The sequence below is a fragment of the Pedococcus sp. P3_C7 genome (assembly GCF_056402615.1).
On sequence record NZ_JBFUHC010000007.1, the window covers coordinates 34,623 to 51,748 of the forward strand.

General features: G+C 70.9%; 15 protein-coding genes. 7 read left to right on the top strand and 8 right to left on the bottom strand.

Annotation, left to right across the window (positions count from 1 at the left end; translation table 11 throughout):
• Positions 1–86 precede the first annotated feature (86 nt).
• A complete protein-coding gene (locus AC1DS4_RS10760) occupies positions 87–332 on the top strand; it encodes a hypothetical protein (protein WP_477614049.1) in 246 nt (81 codons plus the stop codon).
• Between the two features lie 37 nt (positions 333–369).
• On the opposite strand, the gene AC1DS4_RS10765 is transcribed toward AC1DS4_RS10760, so the two are convergent.
• The 5 genes from AC1DS4_RS10765 to purS all read right to left on the bottom strand — a co-directional run bounded on the left by AC1DS4_RS10765 (position 370) and on the right by purS (position 4,582).
• Positions 370–762 carry a VOC family protein gene (locus AC1DS4_RS10765; protein WP_477614050.1) on the bottom strand — a complete coding sequence of 131 codons (393 nt, stop codon included), beginning with the start codon at positions 760–762 and terminating at the stop codon, positions 370–372.
• A gap of 4 nt (positions 763–766) precedes the next feature.
• On the bottom strand, positions 767–1,165 hold the full coding sequence (locus AC1DS4_RS10770; RefSeq protein ID WP_477614051.1) for a sterol carrier family protein: 399 nt from the start codon (positions 1,163–1,165) through the stop codon (positions 767–769).
• A gap of 194 nt (positions 1,166–1,359) precedes the next feature.
• Positions 1,360–3,660, bottom strand: a complete 2,301-nt coding sequence (gene purL, locus AC1DS4_RS10775) for a phosphoribosylformylglycinamidine synthase subunit PurL (protein ID WP_477632788.1) — start codon at positions 3,658–3,660, stop codon at positions 1,360–1,362.
• Positions 3,657–4,328 carry a phosphoribosylformylglycinamidine synthase subunit PurQ gene (gene purQ, locus AC1DS4_RS10780; RefSeq protein WP_477614053.1) on the bottom strand — a complete coding sequence of 224 codons (672 nt, stop codon included), beginning with the start codon at positions 4,326–4,328 and terminating at the stop codon, positions 3,657–3,659. Before purQ ends, purL begins: the two co-directional genes overlap by 4 nt.
• Positions 4,325–4,582, bottom strand: coding sequence for a phosphoribosylformylglycinamidine synthase subunit PurS (purS, locus tag AC1DS4_RS10785; protein ID WP_477614054.1), 258 nt, complete (start codon positions 4,580–4,582; stop codon positions 4,325–4,327). The genes purQ and purS overlap by 4 nt, the downstream gene beginning before the upstream one ends.
• A 162-nt stretch (positions 4,583–4,744) precedes the next feature.
• Between purS and AC1DS4_RS10790 the strand changes: the two genes are divergently transcribed.
• From AC1DS4_RS10790 to AC1DS4_RS10800, 3 genes are all read left to right on the top strand, one after another.
• Positions 4,745–5,164 carry a nitroreductase/quinone reductase family protein gene (locus tag AC1DS4_RS10790; protein ID WP_477614055.1) on the top strand — a complete coding sequence of 140 codons (420 nt, stop codon included), beginning with the start codon at positions 4,745–4,747 and terminating at the stop codon, positions 5,162–5,164.
• A 54-nt stretch (positions 5,165–5,218) separates the two neighbouring features.
• Positions 5,219–7,873 (top strand): ATP-binding protein, encoded by a 2,655-nt coding sequence (locus AC1DS4_RS10795; protein WP_477614056.1) that lies wholly within the window; start codon positions 5,219–5,221, stop codon positions 7,871–7,873.
• An 87-nt stretch (positions 7,874–7,960) separates the two neighbouring features.
• Positions 7,961–8,212: a DUF4242 domain-containing protein gene (locus AC1DS4_RS10800; protein ID WP_477614057.1), complete on the top strand. Its 252-nt coding sequence runs from the start codon at positions 7,961–7,963 to the stop codon at positions 8,210–8,212.
• Positions 8,213–8,249: 37 nt separating this feature from the next.
• Here the strand turns inward: AC1DS4_RS10800 and AC1DS4_RS10805 are convergent, their stop codons facing one another.
• Positions 8,250–9,170: a phosphoribosylaminoimidazolesuccinocarboxamide synthase gene (locus tag AC1DS4_RS10805; RefSeq protein WP_477614058.1), complete on the bottom strand. Its 921-nt coding sequence runs from the start codon at positions 9,168–9,170 to the stop codon at positions 8,250–8,252.
• 148 nt (positions 9,171–9,318) lie between these two features.
• Here AC1DS4_RS10805 and AC1DS4_RS10810 point away from each other — a divergent pair, with 148 nt between their 5' ends.
• Positions 9,319–10,710, top strand: coding sequence for an MFS transporter (locus tag AC1DS4_RS10810; protein ID WP_477632789.1), 1,392 nt, complete (start codon positions 9,319–9,321; stop codon positions 10,708–10,710).
• A gap of 10 nt (positions 10,711–10,720) precedes the next feature.
• Here AC1DS4_RS10810 and purD read toward each other — a convergent pair whose 3' ends face one another.
• Positions 10,721–12,004, bottom strand: coding sequence for a phosphoribosylamine--glycine ligase (gene purD, locus AC1DS4_RS10815; protein ID WP_477614060.1), 1,284 nt, complete (start codon positions 12,002–12,004; stop codon positions 10,721–10,723).
• A 260-nt stretch (positions 12,005–12,264) separates the two neighbouring features.
• Here purD and AC1DS4_RS10820 point away from each other — a divergent pair, with 260 nt between their 5' ends.
• Both AC1DS4_RS10820 and AC1DS4_RS10825 read left to right on the top strand, forming a co-directional pair.
• Positions 12,265–13,350 carry a helix-turn-helix transcriptional regulator gene (locus AC1DS4_RS10820; RefSeq protein ID WP_477614061.1) on the top strand — a complete coding sequence of 362 codons (1,086 nt, stop codon included), beginning with the start codon at positions 12,265–12,267 and terminating at the stop codon, positions 13,348–13,350.
• 122 nt (positions 13,351–13,472) lie between these two features.
• Positions 13,473–15,695 carry a HelD family protein gene (locus tag AC1DS4_RS10825; protein WP_477632790.1) on the top strand — a complete coding sequence of 741 codons (2,223 nt, stop codon included), beginning with the start codon at positions 13,473–13,475 and terminating at the stop codon, positions 15,693–15,695.
• Between the two features lie 69 nt (positions 15,696–15,764).
• Here the strand turns inward: AC1DS4_RS10825 and AC1DS4_RS10830 are convergent, their stop codons facing one another.
• A complete protein-coding gene (locus AC1DS4_RS10830; protein ID WP_477614607.1) occupies positions 15,765–17,066 on the bottom strand; it encodes an adenylosuccinate synthase in 1,302 nt (433 codons plus the stop codon).
• Positions 17,067–17,126: the final 60 nt, after the last annotated feature.

Here is a 17,126-nt window from a genome sequence, read left to right on the forward strand (position 1 = left end):
GCCGAAAGACGGGTTGGGGCGGGTGCGCCCAGGTCGTGGGCGTCGTCATGGCCACGACTCTCGCGTCAGGGTGCACTCCGGAGGGAATGACGATCGAGAACGACACCGATCAGCGTCTTCAGATCCTGCTGACGGCCGACAGCAATGTGCTGGTCGCGGATCTCCTGCCCCACGACAGGCGCAACGTCCGCATCGAGCACGGGGACGCCGGCTGCACTCCTGATGCCGGGTTCTCGGCCTATCCAGCCAAGGGCCCGGACGAAATCACCCGGAGTCCTGCCATCGCCACCCTGGGGCGCGCGTGCCTAGGCGACACCTGGACGATCCGATAGCTCTGGCAGGACGGACTCTGCCAGGGAGACCAACTCGCTAGAAGGTCTCGCCCCGGCGCCACTGCATCTCCTGCAGCTCGAAGGAGTTGCCGTCGGGGTCGGCGAACTCCGCCCCCTTCACCCCACCGCCGAAGTCGTGGACCTCGCTGACCTCGACACCGCGGCGGACGAGGTCGGCCCGCGCCTCATCGATGTCCTGGACGACCAGGTGCAGTCCCCTGATGCTGCCCGGCTCTCCGCGATAGACGTCCAGCCCCGTCCCGAAGCCGATCGAGCAACCAGAGCCCGCTGCGGTCACCTGCACGATCCGGACACCCTCGGCGGGCTGCACGTCGACGTCCTTGATGAAGCCGAGCTTGCCGACGTAGAACTCGATGGCCCGCTCCACGTCCGCCACTGGCACGGGGACGAGCTCCAGCTTCATCTGCATGGGATCAGATCTCCTTCGGCTGTTCGGGTGCGCCAGACCATTCCACCAGGGGCAGGTATGCCGCGAGGTCGGCGCGGTGGCCGCTCACCCGGAGGGTGCCCGCCTCCCAGGCGCCGTCCCAGCTGAGCGCGCCGGTCGCGACCGCCAGCCAGGTCTGCGCATCCGTCTCGACGACGTTGGGCGGGGTGCCGCGGGTGTGGGTGGTCCCGGCAATGCACTGCACCGCCCCGAAGGGTGGCACCCGCACCTCGACGCTTCGACCGGGCGCCACGACCGACAGCTCCTCCAGCGTGTAGCGCACCGCCGTCGCCAGGTCCGCCCGGGACGTCGACTCCGCCCCCGCCTGCCACGCGGCCACGGCGGCGCGGCCGTCGATGACGGGAACTCGGCGGCGCGGCGGCATACCGGCATCGTCGCACGAGGCGCCCGGGCGTCCGCGGTTGCGTGGAAATGGCCGTTCGGCGGGCGAAGATGAGTACTTCTACCCATCGACGCTGTCAGACCACGGACGTACTGTTCCTTGCGGGGACACCCAGGGGAACGAACGGCCCGGACGCGTTGGGGGACGCGACCGGGCCGCTCGCGCGCCCCGAAGGGTCAGCCGCCGAAGACCGCTCGCAACGTTCCGGTGTGGGCCTCCCGCAGGTCGGCGAGGCTCACCTCGAAATTGCCCTGCACGTCGAGGCCGTCGGTCTCGTCGTCGACGACCCCGATCCGGGCGTGCACCTGCCCACGGGCGGTGCACATGTCGGTGAAGCGCACCTCTTCCGAGCGCGGCACCGAGACGATCACCCGGGCGGTGGACTCGCTGAAGAGCGCGGTGAAGGGGTCGATTCCGTCGCGCTCGCACACCGCGTCGAGCCAGATCCTGGCCCCGACGCCGTAGCGCATGGTCGCCTCGGCGAGCGCGATCGCCAGGCCACCGTCGGACAGGTCGTGGGCGGCGTCGACCAGGCCGTCGCGGCTGGCGTTGACCAGGATCTCGCCCAGGAGCTGCTCGGCCCCGAGGTCCACCGCGGGCGGGAGGCCACCCAGGTGGCCGTGCACGACGTGGGCCCACTCGCCGCCGGCCAGCTCGTTGCGGGTGCTGCCGAGCAGGTAGATGACCTGGCCGGGCGTCTTCCAGCCCGACGGGGTCCGCCGCGACACGTCGTCCATGACACCGAGCACGCCGATCACCGGCGTCGGGTGGATCGCCACGTCACCGGTCTGGTTGTAGAAGGAGACGTTGCCGCCGGTGACCGGGATGCCCAGGGTCTTGCAGCCCTCGGCGATGCCCTTGACGGCTTCGCGGAACTGCCACATCACGCCCGGGTCCTCGGGCGAGCCGAAGTTGAGGCAGTCGGTCACCGCCAGCGGGGTGGCGCCCGCCGTCGCGACGTTGCGGTAGGACTCAGCCAGCGCCAGCTGGGCTCCGACGTAGGGGTCGAGCTTGGCGAACCTGCCGTTGCAGTCGGTCGAGACGGCGACACCGCGACCGGTCTCCTCGTCGACACGGACGACACCCGCGTCGTCGGGCATCGCGAGCGCCGTGTTGCCGAGCACGTAGCGGTCGTACTGGTCGGTGACCCACGACTTGTCGCAGAGGTTCGGGGAGGCAAGCAGCGTGAGCAGGTCGGACTTGAGCCCGAGGCCGTCGACGGGGCGACCCAGGGTGTCGGTGCCGTTGGCCTGGAGGTCATCCAGGTATGCCGGCCGCTCCAGCGGGCGGTGGTAGGTCGGCCCTTCGTGGGCGACCGACCGCGGCGGCACGTCGACGATGACCTCGCCGTGCCAGGTGATGACGAGGTGCTCGCCGTCGGTGACCTCGCCGAGGACCGTGGCCTCGACGTCCCAGCGGTCCGTGATCGCCATGAACTCGTCGAGGTGCTCGGGTGCCACGACCGCCATCATGCGTTCCTGGCTCTCCGACATGAGGATCTCCTCAGGTCGCAGCGACGCGTCGCGCAGCGGCACGCGGTCGAGCTCGATCTGCATGCCACCGTCACCGTTGGACGCGAGCTCACTGGTGGCACAGGACAGTCCTGCGCCACCCAGGTCCTGGATGCCGTCGACGACGTGCGCGGCATAGAGGTCGAGGCAGCACTCGATGAGCACCTTCTCGGCGAACGGGTCGCCGACCTGCACCGCGGGGCGCTTGGTCGGGCCGCCCTCGTCGAACGTCTCGGAGGCGAGGACCGAGACCCCGCCGATGCCGTCGCCACCGGTCTTGGCACCGAACAGGATCACCTTGTTGCCGACGCCGGAGGCCTTGGCGAGGTGGATGTCCTCGATGCGCATGGCGCCGACGCACAACGCGTTGACGAGCGGGTTGCCCTGGTAGCAGTCGTCGAACACGACCTCGCCACCGATGTTGGGCAGGCCGATGCAGTTGCCGTAGCCGCCGACCCCCGCGACGACGCCGGGGAGCACCCGCTGGGTGTCGGGATGGTTGAGGTTGCCGAACCGCAGCGGGTCCATGATCGCGATCGGGCGGGCACCCATCGACATGATGTCGCGGATGATGCCACCGACCCCGGTGGCCGCACCCTGGTAGGGCTCGACGTAGGACGGGTGGTTGTGCGACTCGACCTTGAAGGTCACCGCCCAGCCGTCGCCGATGTCGACGACGCCGGCGTTCTCGCCGATGCCGACGAGGAGCTTCTCGCGCATCTCGTCGGTGGTGTTCTCACCCCAGAGGGAGAAGTGCACCTTGGACGACTTGTAGGAGCAGTGCTCGCTCCACATCACCGAGTACATCGCGAGCTCAGCGCTGGTGGGACGACGGCCGACGATCTCGCGGATGCTGGCGTACTCGTCCTCCTTGAGGCCGAGCTCTGCCCACGGCTGCTCGACCTCGGGGGTGTCGGCTGCGTGCGAGACGGTGTCGAGCGTGGGCTTGTGGGTCTGGACGGTCATGCGCTGGCCATTGCCTTCAGGACGGAGGTGAAGAACGGGAGCCCGTCGGTCGAGGGGCCGTAGCCCTCCTCGACGGCGTGCTCGGGGTGGGGCATGAGGCCCACGATGTTGCCGCGGTCGTTGGTGATGCCCGCGATCTTGCGGTACGAGCCGTTGGGGTTGTCACCGGCATACCGGAAGACGACGCGGCCCTCGCCCTCGAGCCGGTCGAGGGTGGCCTCGTCGGCGACGAAACCGCCCTCGCCGTTCTTGAGGACGATCGTGATCTCCTGGCCGGCCTCGAAGTCCGAGGTCCAGGCTGTCTGGTTGTTCTCGACGACGAGGCGCTGGTCGACGCAGTTGAACTTGCGGTGGTCGTTGCGGATCAGCGCGCCCGGCAGCAGGTGCGACTCGCACAGGACCTGGAACCCGTTGCAGATCCCGATCACCGGCAGCCCGCCCTGCGCGGCCGGGATGAGCGCGTCCATGACGGGCGCGAAGCGGGCGATCGCCCCGCACCGCAGATAGTCGCCGTAGGAGAACCCGCCGGGCAGCACGACCGCGTCGACACCCTTGAGGTCGGCGTCGCCGTGCCAGAGGGTGATCGCCTCGGCACCGACGGCGCGCACGGCGCGGGCTGCGTCGCGGTCGTCGAGCGACCCCGGGAACGTGACGACCCCGACCTTCACTGGTCGGGGTCCTCGGCACGGACGCTGACGACGTCCTCGATCACGGGGTTGGACAGCAGCTTCTCAGCTGCCTCCGCGGCGGCCGCGAGGTGCTCGTCGGTGACCTCGCCGTCCACGGTGAGGACGAACCGCTTGCCCTGCCTCACGTCCGTGAACTGTTCGAAGCCGAGCCGGGGAAGAGCCCCGTTCACGGCTTGACCCTGGGGGTCGAGGATCTCTGGCTTCAGCATGACGTCAATGACGACGTGGCCCATTCGGGGGTCTCCTGGGTTGAGCACGGTGGCGCGGGGAAGGAAGCGACCGCAGTCTATCCGCGCCACGGCAGTGGGTATGCCGCACGGTCACCTCCCGGACGACAGGTCGGCGGTCCGCCCGGGACCCTTTTCACGCGCCCGGGCGAGCGGGACACTCGGATCATGTCGATGGCCCGTTGGTCGACCCTCATCGGCGCGTGGATGTACCGCCGGCTGAACGGTCGCGCCATGGGCGGGACCAAGGATGCCCCGGTGGTCATGCTGACCACGCCGGGCCGCCGCACCGGAGAGCCGCATTCGACCTGCGTGAGGGCGATTCCGAGGCCCGAGGGCTACTTGGTGTGGGGCAGCGCTTCCGGCAGCCCAAGGGACCCCGACTGGTTCAGGAACCTGCGGGTGGCGGGCGAGACGGACCTGCAGGTGCTTGCCGAACGCATGCGCGCATCGGCTCGCGAGCTGCACGGCGAAGAGCGCGACCAGGCCTGGAACGACGTCATCCTGGCCAGGCTCCCAGGAGTCGCGAAGTACGCCCGGAAGGCGGGGCGGACCATCCCCGTGGCCGTGCTCACGCCCGCGGGCTGAACTCCGCACAATGGAGGATGTCGTCCCGACGGCTTCTCCGACACACTTCGAGGCGTGGAGCTGCTCGAACGAGCCACTTTCCTGGAGACCTTGGGCGAGTATGCCGATGAGGCGGCTCGCGGGCACGGCCGCCTCGTCCTGGTCGCCGGCGAGGCCGGCATCGGCAAGACCGCGCTGCTCGACACCTTCGCGGCGCAGCGGCCCGACCTGAGATGGCTGCGTGGGGCGTGCGACGGTGGTTTCACCCCTCGTCCGCTGGGCCCCTTGTTCGAGATCGCGACGGCGGACGGCGACGGCCTGCTCGACCAGTTCCGCACGGGAGCCGACCGGAACACCCTCTTCGCCACGTCGCTGGAGCGGCTCGGAGCGGCAGGCCGACCGACCGCGGTGGTTGTCGAGGACGTGCACTGGGCCGACGAAGCGACCCTCGACTGGCTGACCTACCTGGCGCGACGGCTCACGAGCATGCCGACGATGGTGCTGCTGACCTATCGCGACGAGGAGGTCGGCGCCGACAGTCCGCTGCGCAGTGCGCTGGCATCCCTGGCCACGCAGCGGCCGACAAGGCGGATGACCCTCCCGCCGCTGACACCCGCAGCGGTTGCCGAGCTCGCGCGGTCGCAGGGCCGTGCGGACGCGGCTGCCATCTACCGGCTGAGCAGTGGCAACCCGTTCTACGTCGAGGAGCTCCTCAGCAACCCCAGCGACCACGTCCCGTCCTCCGTGAGCGACGTGGTCGCTGCCCGCACGGCACAGCTCACCGACGACGCGCGGCAGCTCGTGTGGGCGGCCGCCATCATCGGGCAGCCGGCCTCGGCCGCGACCATCGCCGGAGTGTCCGGACGCGAGCCCGCCCACCTCGACGAGTGCCTGGCCTCCGGTGGACTGGTACCGGCGGGCGGGCCGGGCGACCCCGTTCGGTTGTTCGCCTTCAGGCACGAGCTGGCTCGGCTCGCCGTCGAGACCAACGTCCCCGCCTACCGCGCCACCCAGCTGCACGCCGCGGCATACCGATGGTTTGCGGACCCCACGAAGAACCGGGACCCTGACCACGCGCGCCTCGCCCACCACGCGGATGCCGCCGGCCTGGTCGACGAGGCCTTCGCCGAGTCGACCGCGGCTGCTCGGGAGGCAGCCGCCCTGTCGTCCACCACCGAGGCTGTCGCGCAGTTCACTCGGGCCCTTCGGTATGCCGGGTCGGCCACTGACACCGAACGTGCGGAGCTGCACGAAGGCCTGGCTCACGCCCTCTCGCTCATGGACCGGTGGGAGGAGTCGCTGCCGCCACGCGAGCTGGCCGTCGCGTTCGCCCGCGCCAGCGGCGACCTGGAGCAGCTGTGCCGCAACCTGCGCGCCCTCGCCATCACGCGGTGGCGGCTCTGCGACGGCAACGGCCATGCCGAGCTCGTCGAGCAGATCTTCTCGATGATGCGCGACGCCCCACTGTCGACGGAGAAGGTGATGGCCTACGGCTACAAGGCCGGCCTGCTGTCGGACACGGGTCGCGCCGACGAAGGGATGGCCATGGCCGAGCAGTGCCTTGCCATGGCACAGGAGCTCGGGTCGGACGAGATGTATGCCTCGACCCTCCAGAACCTCGGGTGGGACCGGATCAACCACGGCCTCGACGGGTGGGGCCAGATGGAGAAGGCGCTGGTCCTCGCCCGTGACGGTGGCTTCCAGCGGGACGCGGCCCGGGGTTACGCCAACCTCTACCAGGCGGCCGTCGACCACCTCCGTGTCGCCGAGTACGAGTGGGTCTACGAGGAGGGGGCGGCCTACAACCAGGACTGCGAGATGCCGACGTTCTGGTGGTGCCTGCTCGGGTCGAGGGTCACGGCCCTGGTGCGGATGGGCCGCCTGACGGAGGCCGTCGCCCTGTGCACGAGCATGCTGGCCGAGCAGATCTCCCCGGTGAACCGGTTGCACGTCCTGATCGGCATGGGGCCCGCCCTCGCCCGGCTCGGTGACCCCCGGGCCACGACCCGACTCGCCGAGTGCAGAGAGCTGGCCGACGCGAACGGCGAGCCCTACTGGCGGGCCTTCGCCGCCGTCGCCGTGCTCCAGCAAGCGTGGCTGTCCGGAGGCCCGGTCGGCGACGAGGCCTGGGTGCTCGACGTGTGGAAGGGAAGCGAGCACGAGGGGCCCTGGCCCCGGGCAGAGCTCGCCCTCTGGCTGGGGCGCACCGGGTTGCTCGAGGCAGCGCCCGCCGACGCGCCCGACCCCTATGCGGCCGAGTTCGCGGGAGACCCCCGACGCGCGGCCGCAACCTGGCAGGAGCTCGGGTGCCCCTACGAGGCGGCGGCAGCGCTGATGGCCTCCGATGACGAGGACGACCTGCGCCGGGGGCTCGACCTGTTCACCTCGATCGGGTCGACGCCGGGCGCCACCCTGGCACGGCGACGGCTGAAGGAGGCCGGGGCGCGCGGCATACCCCGAGGGCCGCGGGCCGCGGCGACGGCTCACCCGCACGGGCTCACGGGTCGCGAGCAGCAGGTGCTCGCCCTCGTCGGTGAGGGGCTCTCGAACCGCGAGGTGAGCGCCCGCCTGTTCATCTCCGAACGCACGGTCGACCACCACGTGGCGTCCGTCCTCGCCAAGCTCGGCGCGGCGTCGCGCACCGAGGCCGTGGCCAGGGCACGTGCGAACGGGGCCGGCACTGCCGCATCACCCACGACGGAAATGGGCACCGTCGCCCCCGCAATCTAGGCACCGGTCACCGATGAGGAGCGGCCCCGCCGACTCCTACCTTTCGGGGAGAGGGACCACCGGGGTCCCGGACGAAAGGCGAGAACGATGCCACTGTTCATGGACGTGCACACGATCGACGGCGGGGTGGCCATCGGCGACGTCGCCCAGGCCCACATGGCCGACCTGCAGGAGCAGTCGAGCCACGACGTGCAGTACCTGCGCTACTGGGTCGACGAGTCGCAGGGCAAGATCTTCTGCCTCGTCGACGCGCCCGACGCCGAGGCTGCCAACACCGTCCACCGCGAAGCGCACGGCCTGGTGGCCGACGAGATCTACGCGGTGCAGGAAGGCTCCTGAGGACGCGGCGCTGGCCTGAGGGCGGCCGGTAGGCCGCTCAGCCAGCCGTGAAGGTGCGTCCAGTGAGGCGTTCGTAGGCCTCGACGTACTTGGCACGCGTGCGCTCCACGACGTCGTCGGGCAGCCGGGGCGGGGCCTCGCCGGAGGCCTTGTCCCAGCCGCTGGCCGGGGAGATCAGCCACTCGCGGACGAACTCCTTGTCGAACGACGGCTGCGTGTGGCCGGGCTCCCACTGGTCGGCCGGCCAGAACCTCGAGGAGTCCGGCGTCAGCACCTCGTCGGCCAGCACCAGGGCGTCATCCTCGAGGCCGAACTCGACCTTGGTGTCGGCGATGAGGATGCCGCGATCGGCCGCGATCTCGTTGCCCCGCTTGAGGATCGCCACGGTGAGGTCCTTGGCGCGTGCGGCCAGATCGGCGCCCAGCTCGCGTTCCACGGCGGCATACGGCATGGGTTGGTCGTGCTCGCCGACGGGCGCCTTGGTGGACGGGGTGAACACCGGTTCGGGGAGCCGTGACCCGTCGACCAGACCGTCCGGGAGCGCCACGCCGCTCACGTGGCCGTCGGTGACGTACTCGCGCAGGCCACCGCCGGTGAGGTAGGCGCGGGCGACGCACTCGACCGGGAGCATGTTCAGCCGCCTGACCAGGACCGCGCGACCGGCCACCTCGGCCGGGACGTCGGTCGAGACGACGTGGTTGGGCACCACGTCGGCGAGCTGCTCGAACCACCACAGGGACAGCTGGGTCAGCACCGCGCCCTTGTCGGGGATGGGGGTGTCGAGGATGAAGTCGAACGCCGAGAGCCGGTCGCTCGCCACGAGCAGGAGCTGGTCGTCACGCGGCTCGCCCGAGTCGTCCAGCGGGGCGTAGAGGTCGCGGACCTTGCCGGAGTAGACGTGGGCGTAGCCGGGGAGGGCGAGGGGCGCGGGCGTCGAGTCGGGCTGGGAGGACGTCATGGCCGACATCCTCCCAGCCGTAGCCCCGACGTGCTGCCGTCAGGTCGGCACGTGGACCCCAGTTCGACGTCACGTGACAACGGCAGCGCAAGACGTGCCGGATTCCTCGCTTGACTTGAAGTCCACTTCAACTTCCAGACTCTTCGCCATGCCCACTGCGACCCACGACGCCGCCACCAGGACCGCCACGCTGCGGGACCGCGCACACCTCCCGTTCGCCATCGGGGCGGTGGCGCTGGTGACGCTGGGCGCCTTCGAGAACCGCGCCACGATGACCGTGCTGCCCACGGTCGCTCGCGAGCTCGACGGGCTGTGGCTGTTCGGCGCGGCGAGTGCGGCACCCCTGGTGTCGTTCGTCGTCGCCACGGTGGTGGCCGGCGCGTGGGCCGACCACCGTGGGCCGGTGCGGCCGCTGCAGGCAGGCATGGTGGTGTTCGCCGCGTCGCAGGTGGCGATGGCGCTCGCGCCGGGAATGGTGGTCTTCGCTGCGGGCCGGTTCGGTTCCGGGATCGCCGAGGCGCTGATGGACGTCTCGCTGACGGTCCTGATGGCGCGAGCGCTGCCGGAGGAGCTGCGTGCCAAGGTCTTCGCGGCGTTCGCCGCAGCCTGGGTGCTGCCTTCGCTGCTGGGTCCACCGGTCGCCGGACTGCTGACGGAGGCCGTGTCGTGGCGCGCGGTCTTTGCCGTGGGGGTGGCGCTCCTCCCGCCGGCGTGGTTCCTCCTACGACCGTCCATGACGGCCGCCACCCCCCACGAGCACCCCACCGCCTGGACCGCTCGCGAACACCGCGCCGTCCGGGCCGCGGCGTTGGCGGCGGCAGGTCTGGCAGCCCTCACCGCAGGCGGGTCGCTGCTCGGCAGATCCGGACCCGTCGAGCTGCTCGGAGCCGGCCTCGTCCTCATCGGGGTCGCCTCCGCTGCCCCGGCCGTGCGCGCCGTCCTGCCGGCCGGGACGCTCAGGTTCGCCCACGGCATACCGGCGCTCGTCGCCCTCCGCGGGCTCGTGGCGGCTGCGTTCGGCACGGCCGGCAGCCTCCTGCCCCTCATGCTCACGACGATCCACGGCCTCGGCCCCGCGGCGGCGGGCGTCAGCCTCACCGTGACCGGGCTGTGCTGGGCGGCGGGCTCGCAGGTCCACGGGCTCGGCGCGGTCCAGCGTGCGGTCAGCCCGGTCCGTCGGCTCGAGATCGGTTTCGGGCTCATCGCCGTCGGTGTCCTGGGCCCGGCCCTCACGAGCCTCGACGCGCTGCCCGTCGTCGCAGGCCTGGCGCTCTGGGGGGTGGCGGGGCTGGGCATGGGTGTGGTGTCTCCGACGCTGTCCACCCAGCTCTTGCGCTTCGCTCCCATGCAGGACCAGGGCCGGATCACGGCGGCGTCGAGCCTCACCGCATCCGTGGCCCAGGCGGTCGGACTGGCCGTCGCCGGCGCCCTCATCGCGTGGCAGGCGCCCCACCTGCCCGGCTGGCTCTTCGCGTCGACGATGGCGAGCTGCGCGATGGTCGGCGTCGTCGGCTTCGTGGCGGCGCGCCGGGCGGGGTGATGCGTGGGGTTCAGCCGACGTGCAGCTCGTTGCGCTGGGCCGCGAGCGCGATGTCGGTGCGGTGGTGCGAACCCTCGAGCTCGATGTGGTCCACGGCTTCGTAGACGCGTTCGCGCGCCTGGGTGAGGCTCTCGCCCAGGGCGACCACGGACAGCACCCGTCCCCCCGCTGAGACGAGCACCCCGTCCTCGTCGCGGGCCGTGCCCGCATGGAGCACGTATGCCGCGGGCACGTCAGCCGCGTCCTCGACGCCGCTCACGGGGTCGCCGGTCCGCGGGGTGTCCGGGTAGTTCTGGGACGCGACGACGACCGTGACGGCATGCTGCCGCGACCACGTGAGCGGGGCGATGTCGTCGAGCTGACCGGTGGCTGCAGCCTTCAGCAGTCCACCCAACGGGGTCTGCAGCCGAGCCAGCACGACCTGGGTCTCGGGGTCACCGAACCTGGCGTTGAACTCGATGACCCGTGGACCACGGGAGGTGATCGCCACCCCGATGTAGAGCACCCCTACGAACGGAGTGCCCCGGCGAGCCATCTCGTCGACGGTCGGCTGGGCCACGCGGCTGACCAGCTCGTCGACCATCGTGGCCGGCGCCCAGTCGAGCGGCGAGTAGGCGCCCATCCCACCGGTGTTGGGGCCCTGGTCGTCGTCACCGACCCGCTTGAAGTCCTGGGCCGGGGCCAGTGGGACGACGGTGCTGCCGTCGCAGAGGCAGAACAACGAGACCTCGGGACCGTCGAGGAACTCCTCGATGACGACGGTGCCGCCCTCCTTGGCCAGGCAGAGCTGCGCATGGGCCAACGCCTGGTCGCGGTCGTCGGTGACGACGACGCCCTTGCCGGCGGCCAGCCCGTCGTCCTTGACCACATGCGGTGCGCCCAGTGCGTCGAGGGCGTCGGCGACCTCGTCGAGGGTGCCGCAGACCCGGGCCAGGGCCGTGGGCACGTCCGCTGCCGCCATGACCTCCTTGGCGAAGGACTTGCTGCCCTCCAGGCGGGCGGCCTCAGCGGAGGGTCCGAACACTGCGAAACCCTCGTCGCGCACCGCATCGGCGACCCCGGCCACCAAGGGCGCTTCCGGGCCGATCACCACGAGGTCGACACCGTGCCTGCGGGCGAGCGCCGCGATGCCCGGCCCGTCCAGCACGCCGCCCGGGAGGGCCTCACACAGGGCGATCGCGTCCATCCCCGGGTTTCCGGGGGCGACGATCACCGCTTCCACCTCCGGGTCGGCGCCCAGGGACTTGACGAGGGCGTGCTCGCGAGCACCGGAGCCGATGACGAGTACCTTCACGGCCCCCAGCGTAGAGAGTCGTCGCGAAAGTCGTCGTCAGCGGTCCGCCGGAGATGAGTGCGCGGCGTCCCGGGGAGGCAGGGGGGACATCTCCCGGGGACGCCGCGCAGCCGACGTGCGGTCGCCTGGCGGGGGAACCTGCAACCATGCACGTGGGTCGACGCTGTCGACTGACTCCAGAGTGGACCATGGTCGGCCCGGAGGTAAAGCCCAGAGGTGGCGGACTTGCGTCATTGACGGAATCTCGCCAGGAGACGAGCATGTGCCCCATGGTCGTCGAGAGCCAGTCAGCGGGGACCGTGGACGGGAGGGGCCAGGCGACCAACCGGCCGAAGGACCCGGCGATCGACGAGCGCGCGCTGGCGAGCAGCCTGGAGCTCGCCGCCGACGACGACGAGGCCGAAGGAGTGATCACCCGGGTCTTCCTGGCCGCACTGCAGCATCCGGACCCCACCAAGGCGCTGCTGGTCGCCCAGGGCATGAAGGCTCCGTTGATCGACCACTCGCTCGAGGTCCTGGCGAGCCGCGGGCTGATCCGCGTCCACCCGGGCGACCGGATCGAGGTCATCCCGCCGGACATCTCCCTGCCTGCCCTTGCCCTCGACTACGAGCGTCGGGCGCGCGAAACCCGTTCTGCCGCACACGAGCTCGCGCAGGTGTTCTTCCAGGCGAGGTCGGCGTCCCGCACACCCGACGTGGGCACAGTGCGGATCCTGAACTCCATGGACGAGATCGCGGCGGTCACCGCGGAAGCCGTGGCCGCCGGCACCCGGCAGATCCGCAGCTTCCGGTCGCTGTCACCGCGCACGCGGGCGATCTTCGCCAGCCCGCTGCACAGCCACGAGGAGCCGACACGGGGCGTGAGCGGCAACCAGCTCGACTACACGACGGTCTACGACACGGAGGTCCTGGAGATCGACGGGGCGCTGGAGATCCTCGAGGCCCGCGAGCGCGGCGGCGAACGGTTCCGCCTGACGTCCTCGGTGCCGTTCTCCGCCGTGATCGTCGACGAGGCCGCGGCGATCGTCGACGTGAGTGCCTTCGACCCCTCGGGCTTCGGGTCGGCCCTCATCCGCGCCCGGTCGATGGTGCTGGCCCTGATCGCCTTGTCCGACCACCTCTGGGACCTCGGCTCGCCACTCGGCCTCGGCGGGATGGCCAACGAACGGCGCGACCAGATGATCCTTGCCCTCCTCGCGGCCGGGGCTCCCGACGCGACGATCGCGCGTCAGGCCGGGGTGTCCCAGCGCACCGTCGAGCGCCGAGTCCGGGCGCTGATGGACCAGCTCGGCGCCGGCACCCGGTTCCAGGCCGGCGTCCAGGCCGCCCGCCGCGGGATGATCTAGCCCTCGCCACCCTGTGAACTGGTGCACGGCGGGGCTCCTCGTGCTCGCTAGACTCGTGCGTTCTCCCCCGGGAGGAAGCACGTCGCACCACACCAAGCCGCACAACCAGAAAGCGTTGCACCGTGACGGGATCGGACCACTCGAGCGCGAAGGCGTCCAGCGCCGAGGTCGCCCGTGAGATCGCCATCGAGCAGGCCCATGTCGACCTGGTCTATGCCGAGCTCCTCAAGGCCCAGGCCCGGGCCGGCCTGGTCGAGGCCGATGGCCTGGCCCGCGGCCGGACCGACCGCACCGGCGACGTCCGCGACGAGGAGCTGACCGGGCTGTTCGAGCGGGATGCCTTGGTCTTCAATGCCGCCCGTCGCCGGTCCACGCTCGACACCCAGTACGAAGGCCTCGTCTTCGGGCGGCTCGACCTCGACCACGCCCTGGCCCACGAGGCCAAGGAGCCGGACCGCGAGATCCGCTACATCGGCCGGCTCGGAGTCCGCGACGACGACTACGAGCCCCTCGTGATCGACTGGCGCGCGCCCGCGGCCGCCGCCTTCTACCGGGCCACTCCCGTCGAACCCATGGATGTCCTGCGCCGCCGGGTCCTGCGGTGCAAGGGCCCGGACGTGGTCGGCGTCGAGGACGACCTCATGGTGACCGATGCCCCCGACGACCTCGTGGTCGTCGGCGACGGCGCGCTCCTCGCAGCCCTCACCCGCAGCCGTGGTGCCCAGATGCGCGACATCGTGGCCACGATCCAGCGCCACCAGGACGAGGCGATCAGGGCCTCGGCGCGCGGCATCACCGAGATCACCGGCGGCCCGGGCACCGGCAAGACGGTCGTCGCCCTGCACCGCGCCGCCTACCTGCTCTACTCCGACCGCCGCCGGTTCGAGGCGGGCGGCATCCTGGTGGTGGGCCCCTCGTCCGCCTACACGGCATACATCGAGCGCGTGCTGCCCTCGCTCGGTGAGGAGTCGGTGACGCTGCGTTCGCTCGGCGACGTCGTCGACGGCATCACGGCGACCCGGCTGGACACGCCAGAGGTGGCCGCCATCAAGGGTTCCCTGCGCATCCGGCGGCTGCTGGCGCGCGCCTCGTCGGACGCACCCCCGGACGCGCCGCAGGCGTTCCGCGCCTTCGTCAACGGCAAGGCGGTCCGGGTCGACGCACCCGCGCTCGACCGGATCCGGGCGCAGGTGCTGCGCAACCACCAGCGCAACCTGTCGGCCAAGGCGGTCCAGAGCGCGCTCGCCGAGGCTGCCTGGGCGAGCGTCCGCGAGGGCGACCGGGCCGAGTTCATGGACCGGTTCGAGGACCATCTGGAGGTGGACGCGTTCCTCGCCGCCTGGTGGCCGCAGGTGGACCCCCGTGAGGTGCTGCTGTGGCTCGCCGATCCCGAGCGCGCCCGCCAGCACGGTGCCGGTGTCCTGTCGCCGCACGAGTGCGACCTGTTCGCCGCCTCGATGCGCCACGCGCTGGAGGTCGGCACCTGGTCGGCCGCCGACGCCGCCCTCGTCGACGACCTCTCCGCCCGGCTCGGTCCTGTCCAGGACGGCCCGGCCGAGGAGCGCGGATTCTACGAGATCGAGGAGTTCGAGGACGTCTCGCAGTTCGGTGTCGCCGAGGTGCGGGCAGGTCTGGACTCCCGCGCCGTCGGCACCAAGTCGTCACGCACCTCCCCCACCGACCCGCGTGAGCTGCTCCTCCAGGGCCGCATCGAGGGCCCCGGCGAGTACGCCCACGTCCTCGTCGACGAGGCTCAGGACCTGTCCCCGATGCAGTGGCGGATGCTCGGTCGCCGCGGCCGCTACTCGTCGTGGACCGTCGTCGGCGACGCTGCGCAGGCGTCGTGGCCCGACGCCGTGGAGGCAGGCCGTGCCCGCGAGGAAGCCTTCGGGTCACAGGAGCGTCGCCTCTTCCACATGGACACCAACTACCGCAACGCCCGCGAGATCTTCGACTACGCGGCGAAGGTGGTCCAGGCCCACGTGCCGGATGCCGACATCCCCCGAGCTGTCCGTGAGACCGGCTTCGACCCAGTCGACACGACCGTCGCCGACGGCGGCTGGGAGGCCGCTGCGACCTCCGCGGTCGAGGCGCTGCTCGACGAGGTGGAGGGCTCGATCGCGGTCATCACCCCGACCAGGTATGCCGCGTCGCTGGCCGGGCTGGGCGCCCTCAGCGACCGGGTCGGCGTCATCGACCCCATGTCGACCAAGGGTCTGGAGTACGACGCGACGGTCATCGTCGACCCCGAGGAGATCGCGGCCGAGTCCCCGGGGGGAGTGCGCGTCCTCTACGTCGCCCTCACCCGCGCCGCGCACCGGATGACTGTGCTGCGCCCCGCCTGACCCACACCTGACCTCGGCGCGGGTCCCGCACAACGTGCCCGGAGGGTTTGGCGGGACGAACCAGTGAGCTCAGGCGCCGAGCAGGGAGTGGCGACTGATGATCTCGTCGCGACCCGGGCCCACGCCGATGGCGGAGACCCGAGCGCCGATGAGCTCCTCGAGCCGCAGGACGTAGGCCTGGGCGTTCGCCGGCAGGTCCTCGAACGTCCGGCACTTTGTCAGGTCCTCCCACCAGCCGGGGAGGTCCTCGTAGATCGGCTTGGCGTGGTGGAAGTCGGTCTGGTTGACCGGCATGTCGTCGTGCCTGACCCCGTCGACGTCGTAGGCCACGCACACCGGGATGGTGTCCAGACCCGTCAGCACGTCCAGCTTGGTGATGACGAAGTCGGTGACCCCGTTGATCCGCGTGGCGTAGCGACCGACCACGGTGTCCACCCATCCGCAGCGGCGCGGGCGGCCGGTGGTCGTGCCGAACTCGGCGCCGGTCTTGCGCAGGAACTCGCCGTTGGCGTCGAACAGCTCGGTCGGGAAGGGGCCCTCACCCACTCGCGTCGAGTAGGCCTTGAGGATCGCGATCACGGTGTTGACCCGAGTCGGCGGGATGCCGGAGCCGGTGCAGGCGCCACCAGCCGTCGCGCTGGACGACGTGACGAAGGGGTAGGTCCCGTGGTCGACGTCGAGCAGGGTCGCCTGCCCGGCCTCCAGCAGCACGGTCTTGCCCTCGTTGAGTGCCTGCTCGAGCACCAGGGAGGTGTCGGCGACCATGGGACGCAACCGCTCGGCATACCCGAGGAGCTCCTCCATCACCTCGTCGACCTCGACCGCACGGCGGTTGTAGATCTTGGCGAGGATCTGGTTCTTGAGGGCCAGCGCCGCCTCGACCTTCTGGCGCAGGATCTTCTCGTCGAACAGGTCCTGCACACGGATGCCGTTGCGCGCCATCTTGTCGGCATAGGTCGGGCCGATGCCGCGGCCGGTCGTGCCGATCTTGCGCGACCCGAGGAAGCGCTCGGTGACCTTGTCGAGCACCCGGTTGTAGGGGGCGATGATGTGCGCGTTCGCGCTGACCAGCAGTCGTGAGGTGTCGACTCCTCGCGCTTCGAGGCCGTCGATCTCCTCGAAGAGCACCGCGAGGTCCACGACGACGCCGTTGCCGATGATCGGGGTGCAGGTCGGGGTGAGGATGCCCGACGGGAGCAGGTGGAGGGCGTACTTCTCTCGCTTGCCGTCCTTCTCGATCACGATGGTGTGGCCTGCGTTGTTGCCACCGTTGAACTTCACGACGTAGTCGACGTCGCTGCCCATCAGGTCGGTGGCCTTGCCCTTGCCCTCGTCGCCCCACTGAGCGCCCACGAGCACGATTGCCGGCATACCGCACCTCTCCATGTCTGCGTCGGTGACGGAGTCGGTCACCGTGGTCATGCAGCAGGC

Coding starts and splice junctions, on each gene's coding strand:
- AC1DS4_RS10770 (WP_477614051.1), bottom strand. CDS start 1,165: ATGCCGCCGCGCCGCCGAGTTCCCGTCATCGACGGCCGCGCCGCCGTG.
- purL (WP_477632788.1), bottom strand. CDS start 3,660: ATGACCGTCCAGACCCACAAGCCCACGCTCGACACCGTCTCGCACGCA.
- AC1DS4_RS10830 (WP_477614607.1), bottom strand. CDS start 17,066: ATGCCGGCAATCGTGCTCGTGGGCGCTCAGTGGGGCGACGAGGGCAAG.
- AC1DS4_RS10800 (WP_477614057.1), top strand. CDS start 7,961: ATGCCACTGTTCATGGACGTGCACACGATCGACGGCGGGGTGGCCATC.
- AC1DS4_RS10810 (WP_477632789.1), top strand. CDS start 9,319: ATGCCCACTGCGACCCACGACGCCGCCACCAGGACCGCCACGCTGCGG.
- AC1DS4_RS10760 (WP_477614049.1), top strand. CDS start 87: ATGACGATCGAGAACGACACCGATCAGCGTCTTCAGATCCTGCTGACG.
- purS (WP_477614054.1), bottom strand. CDS start 4,582: ATGGGCCACGTCGTCATTGACGTCATGCTGAAGCCAGAGATCCTCGAC.
- AC1DS4_RS10765 (WP_477614050.1), bottom strand. CDS start 762: ATGCAGATGAAGCTGGAGCTCGTCCCCGTGCCAGTGGCGGACGTGGAG.
- AC1DS4_RS10790 (WP_477614055.1), top strand. CDS start 4,745: ATGTCGATGGCCCGTTGGTCGACCCTCATCGGCGCGTGGATGTACCGC.
- AC1DS4_RS10820 (WP_477614061.1), top strand. CDS start 12,265: ATGTGCCCCATGGTCGTCGAGAGCCAGTCAGCGGGGACCGTGGACGGG.
- AC1DS4_RS10805 (WP_477614058.1), bottom strand. CDS start 9,170: ATGACGTCCTCCCAGCCCGACTCGACGCCCGCGCCCCTCGCCCTCCCC.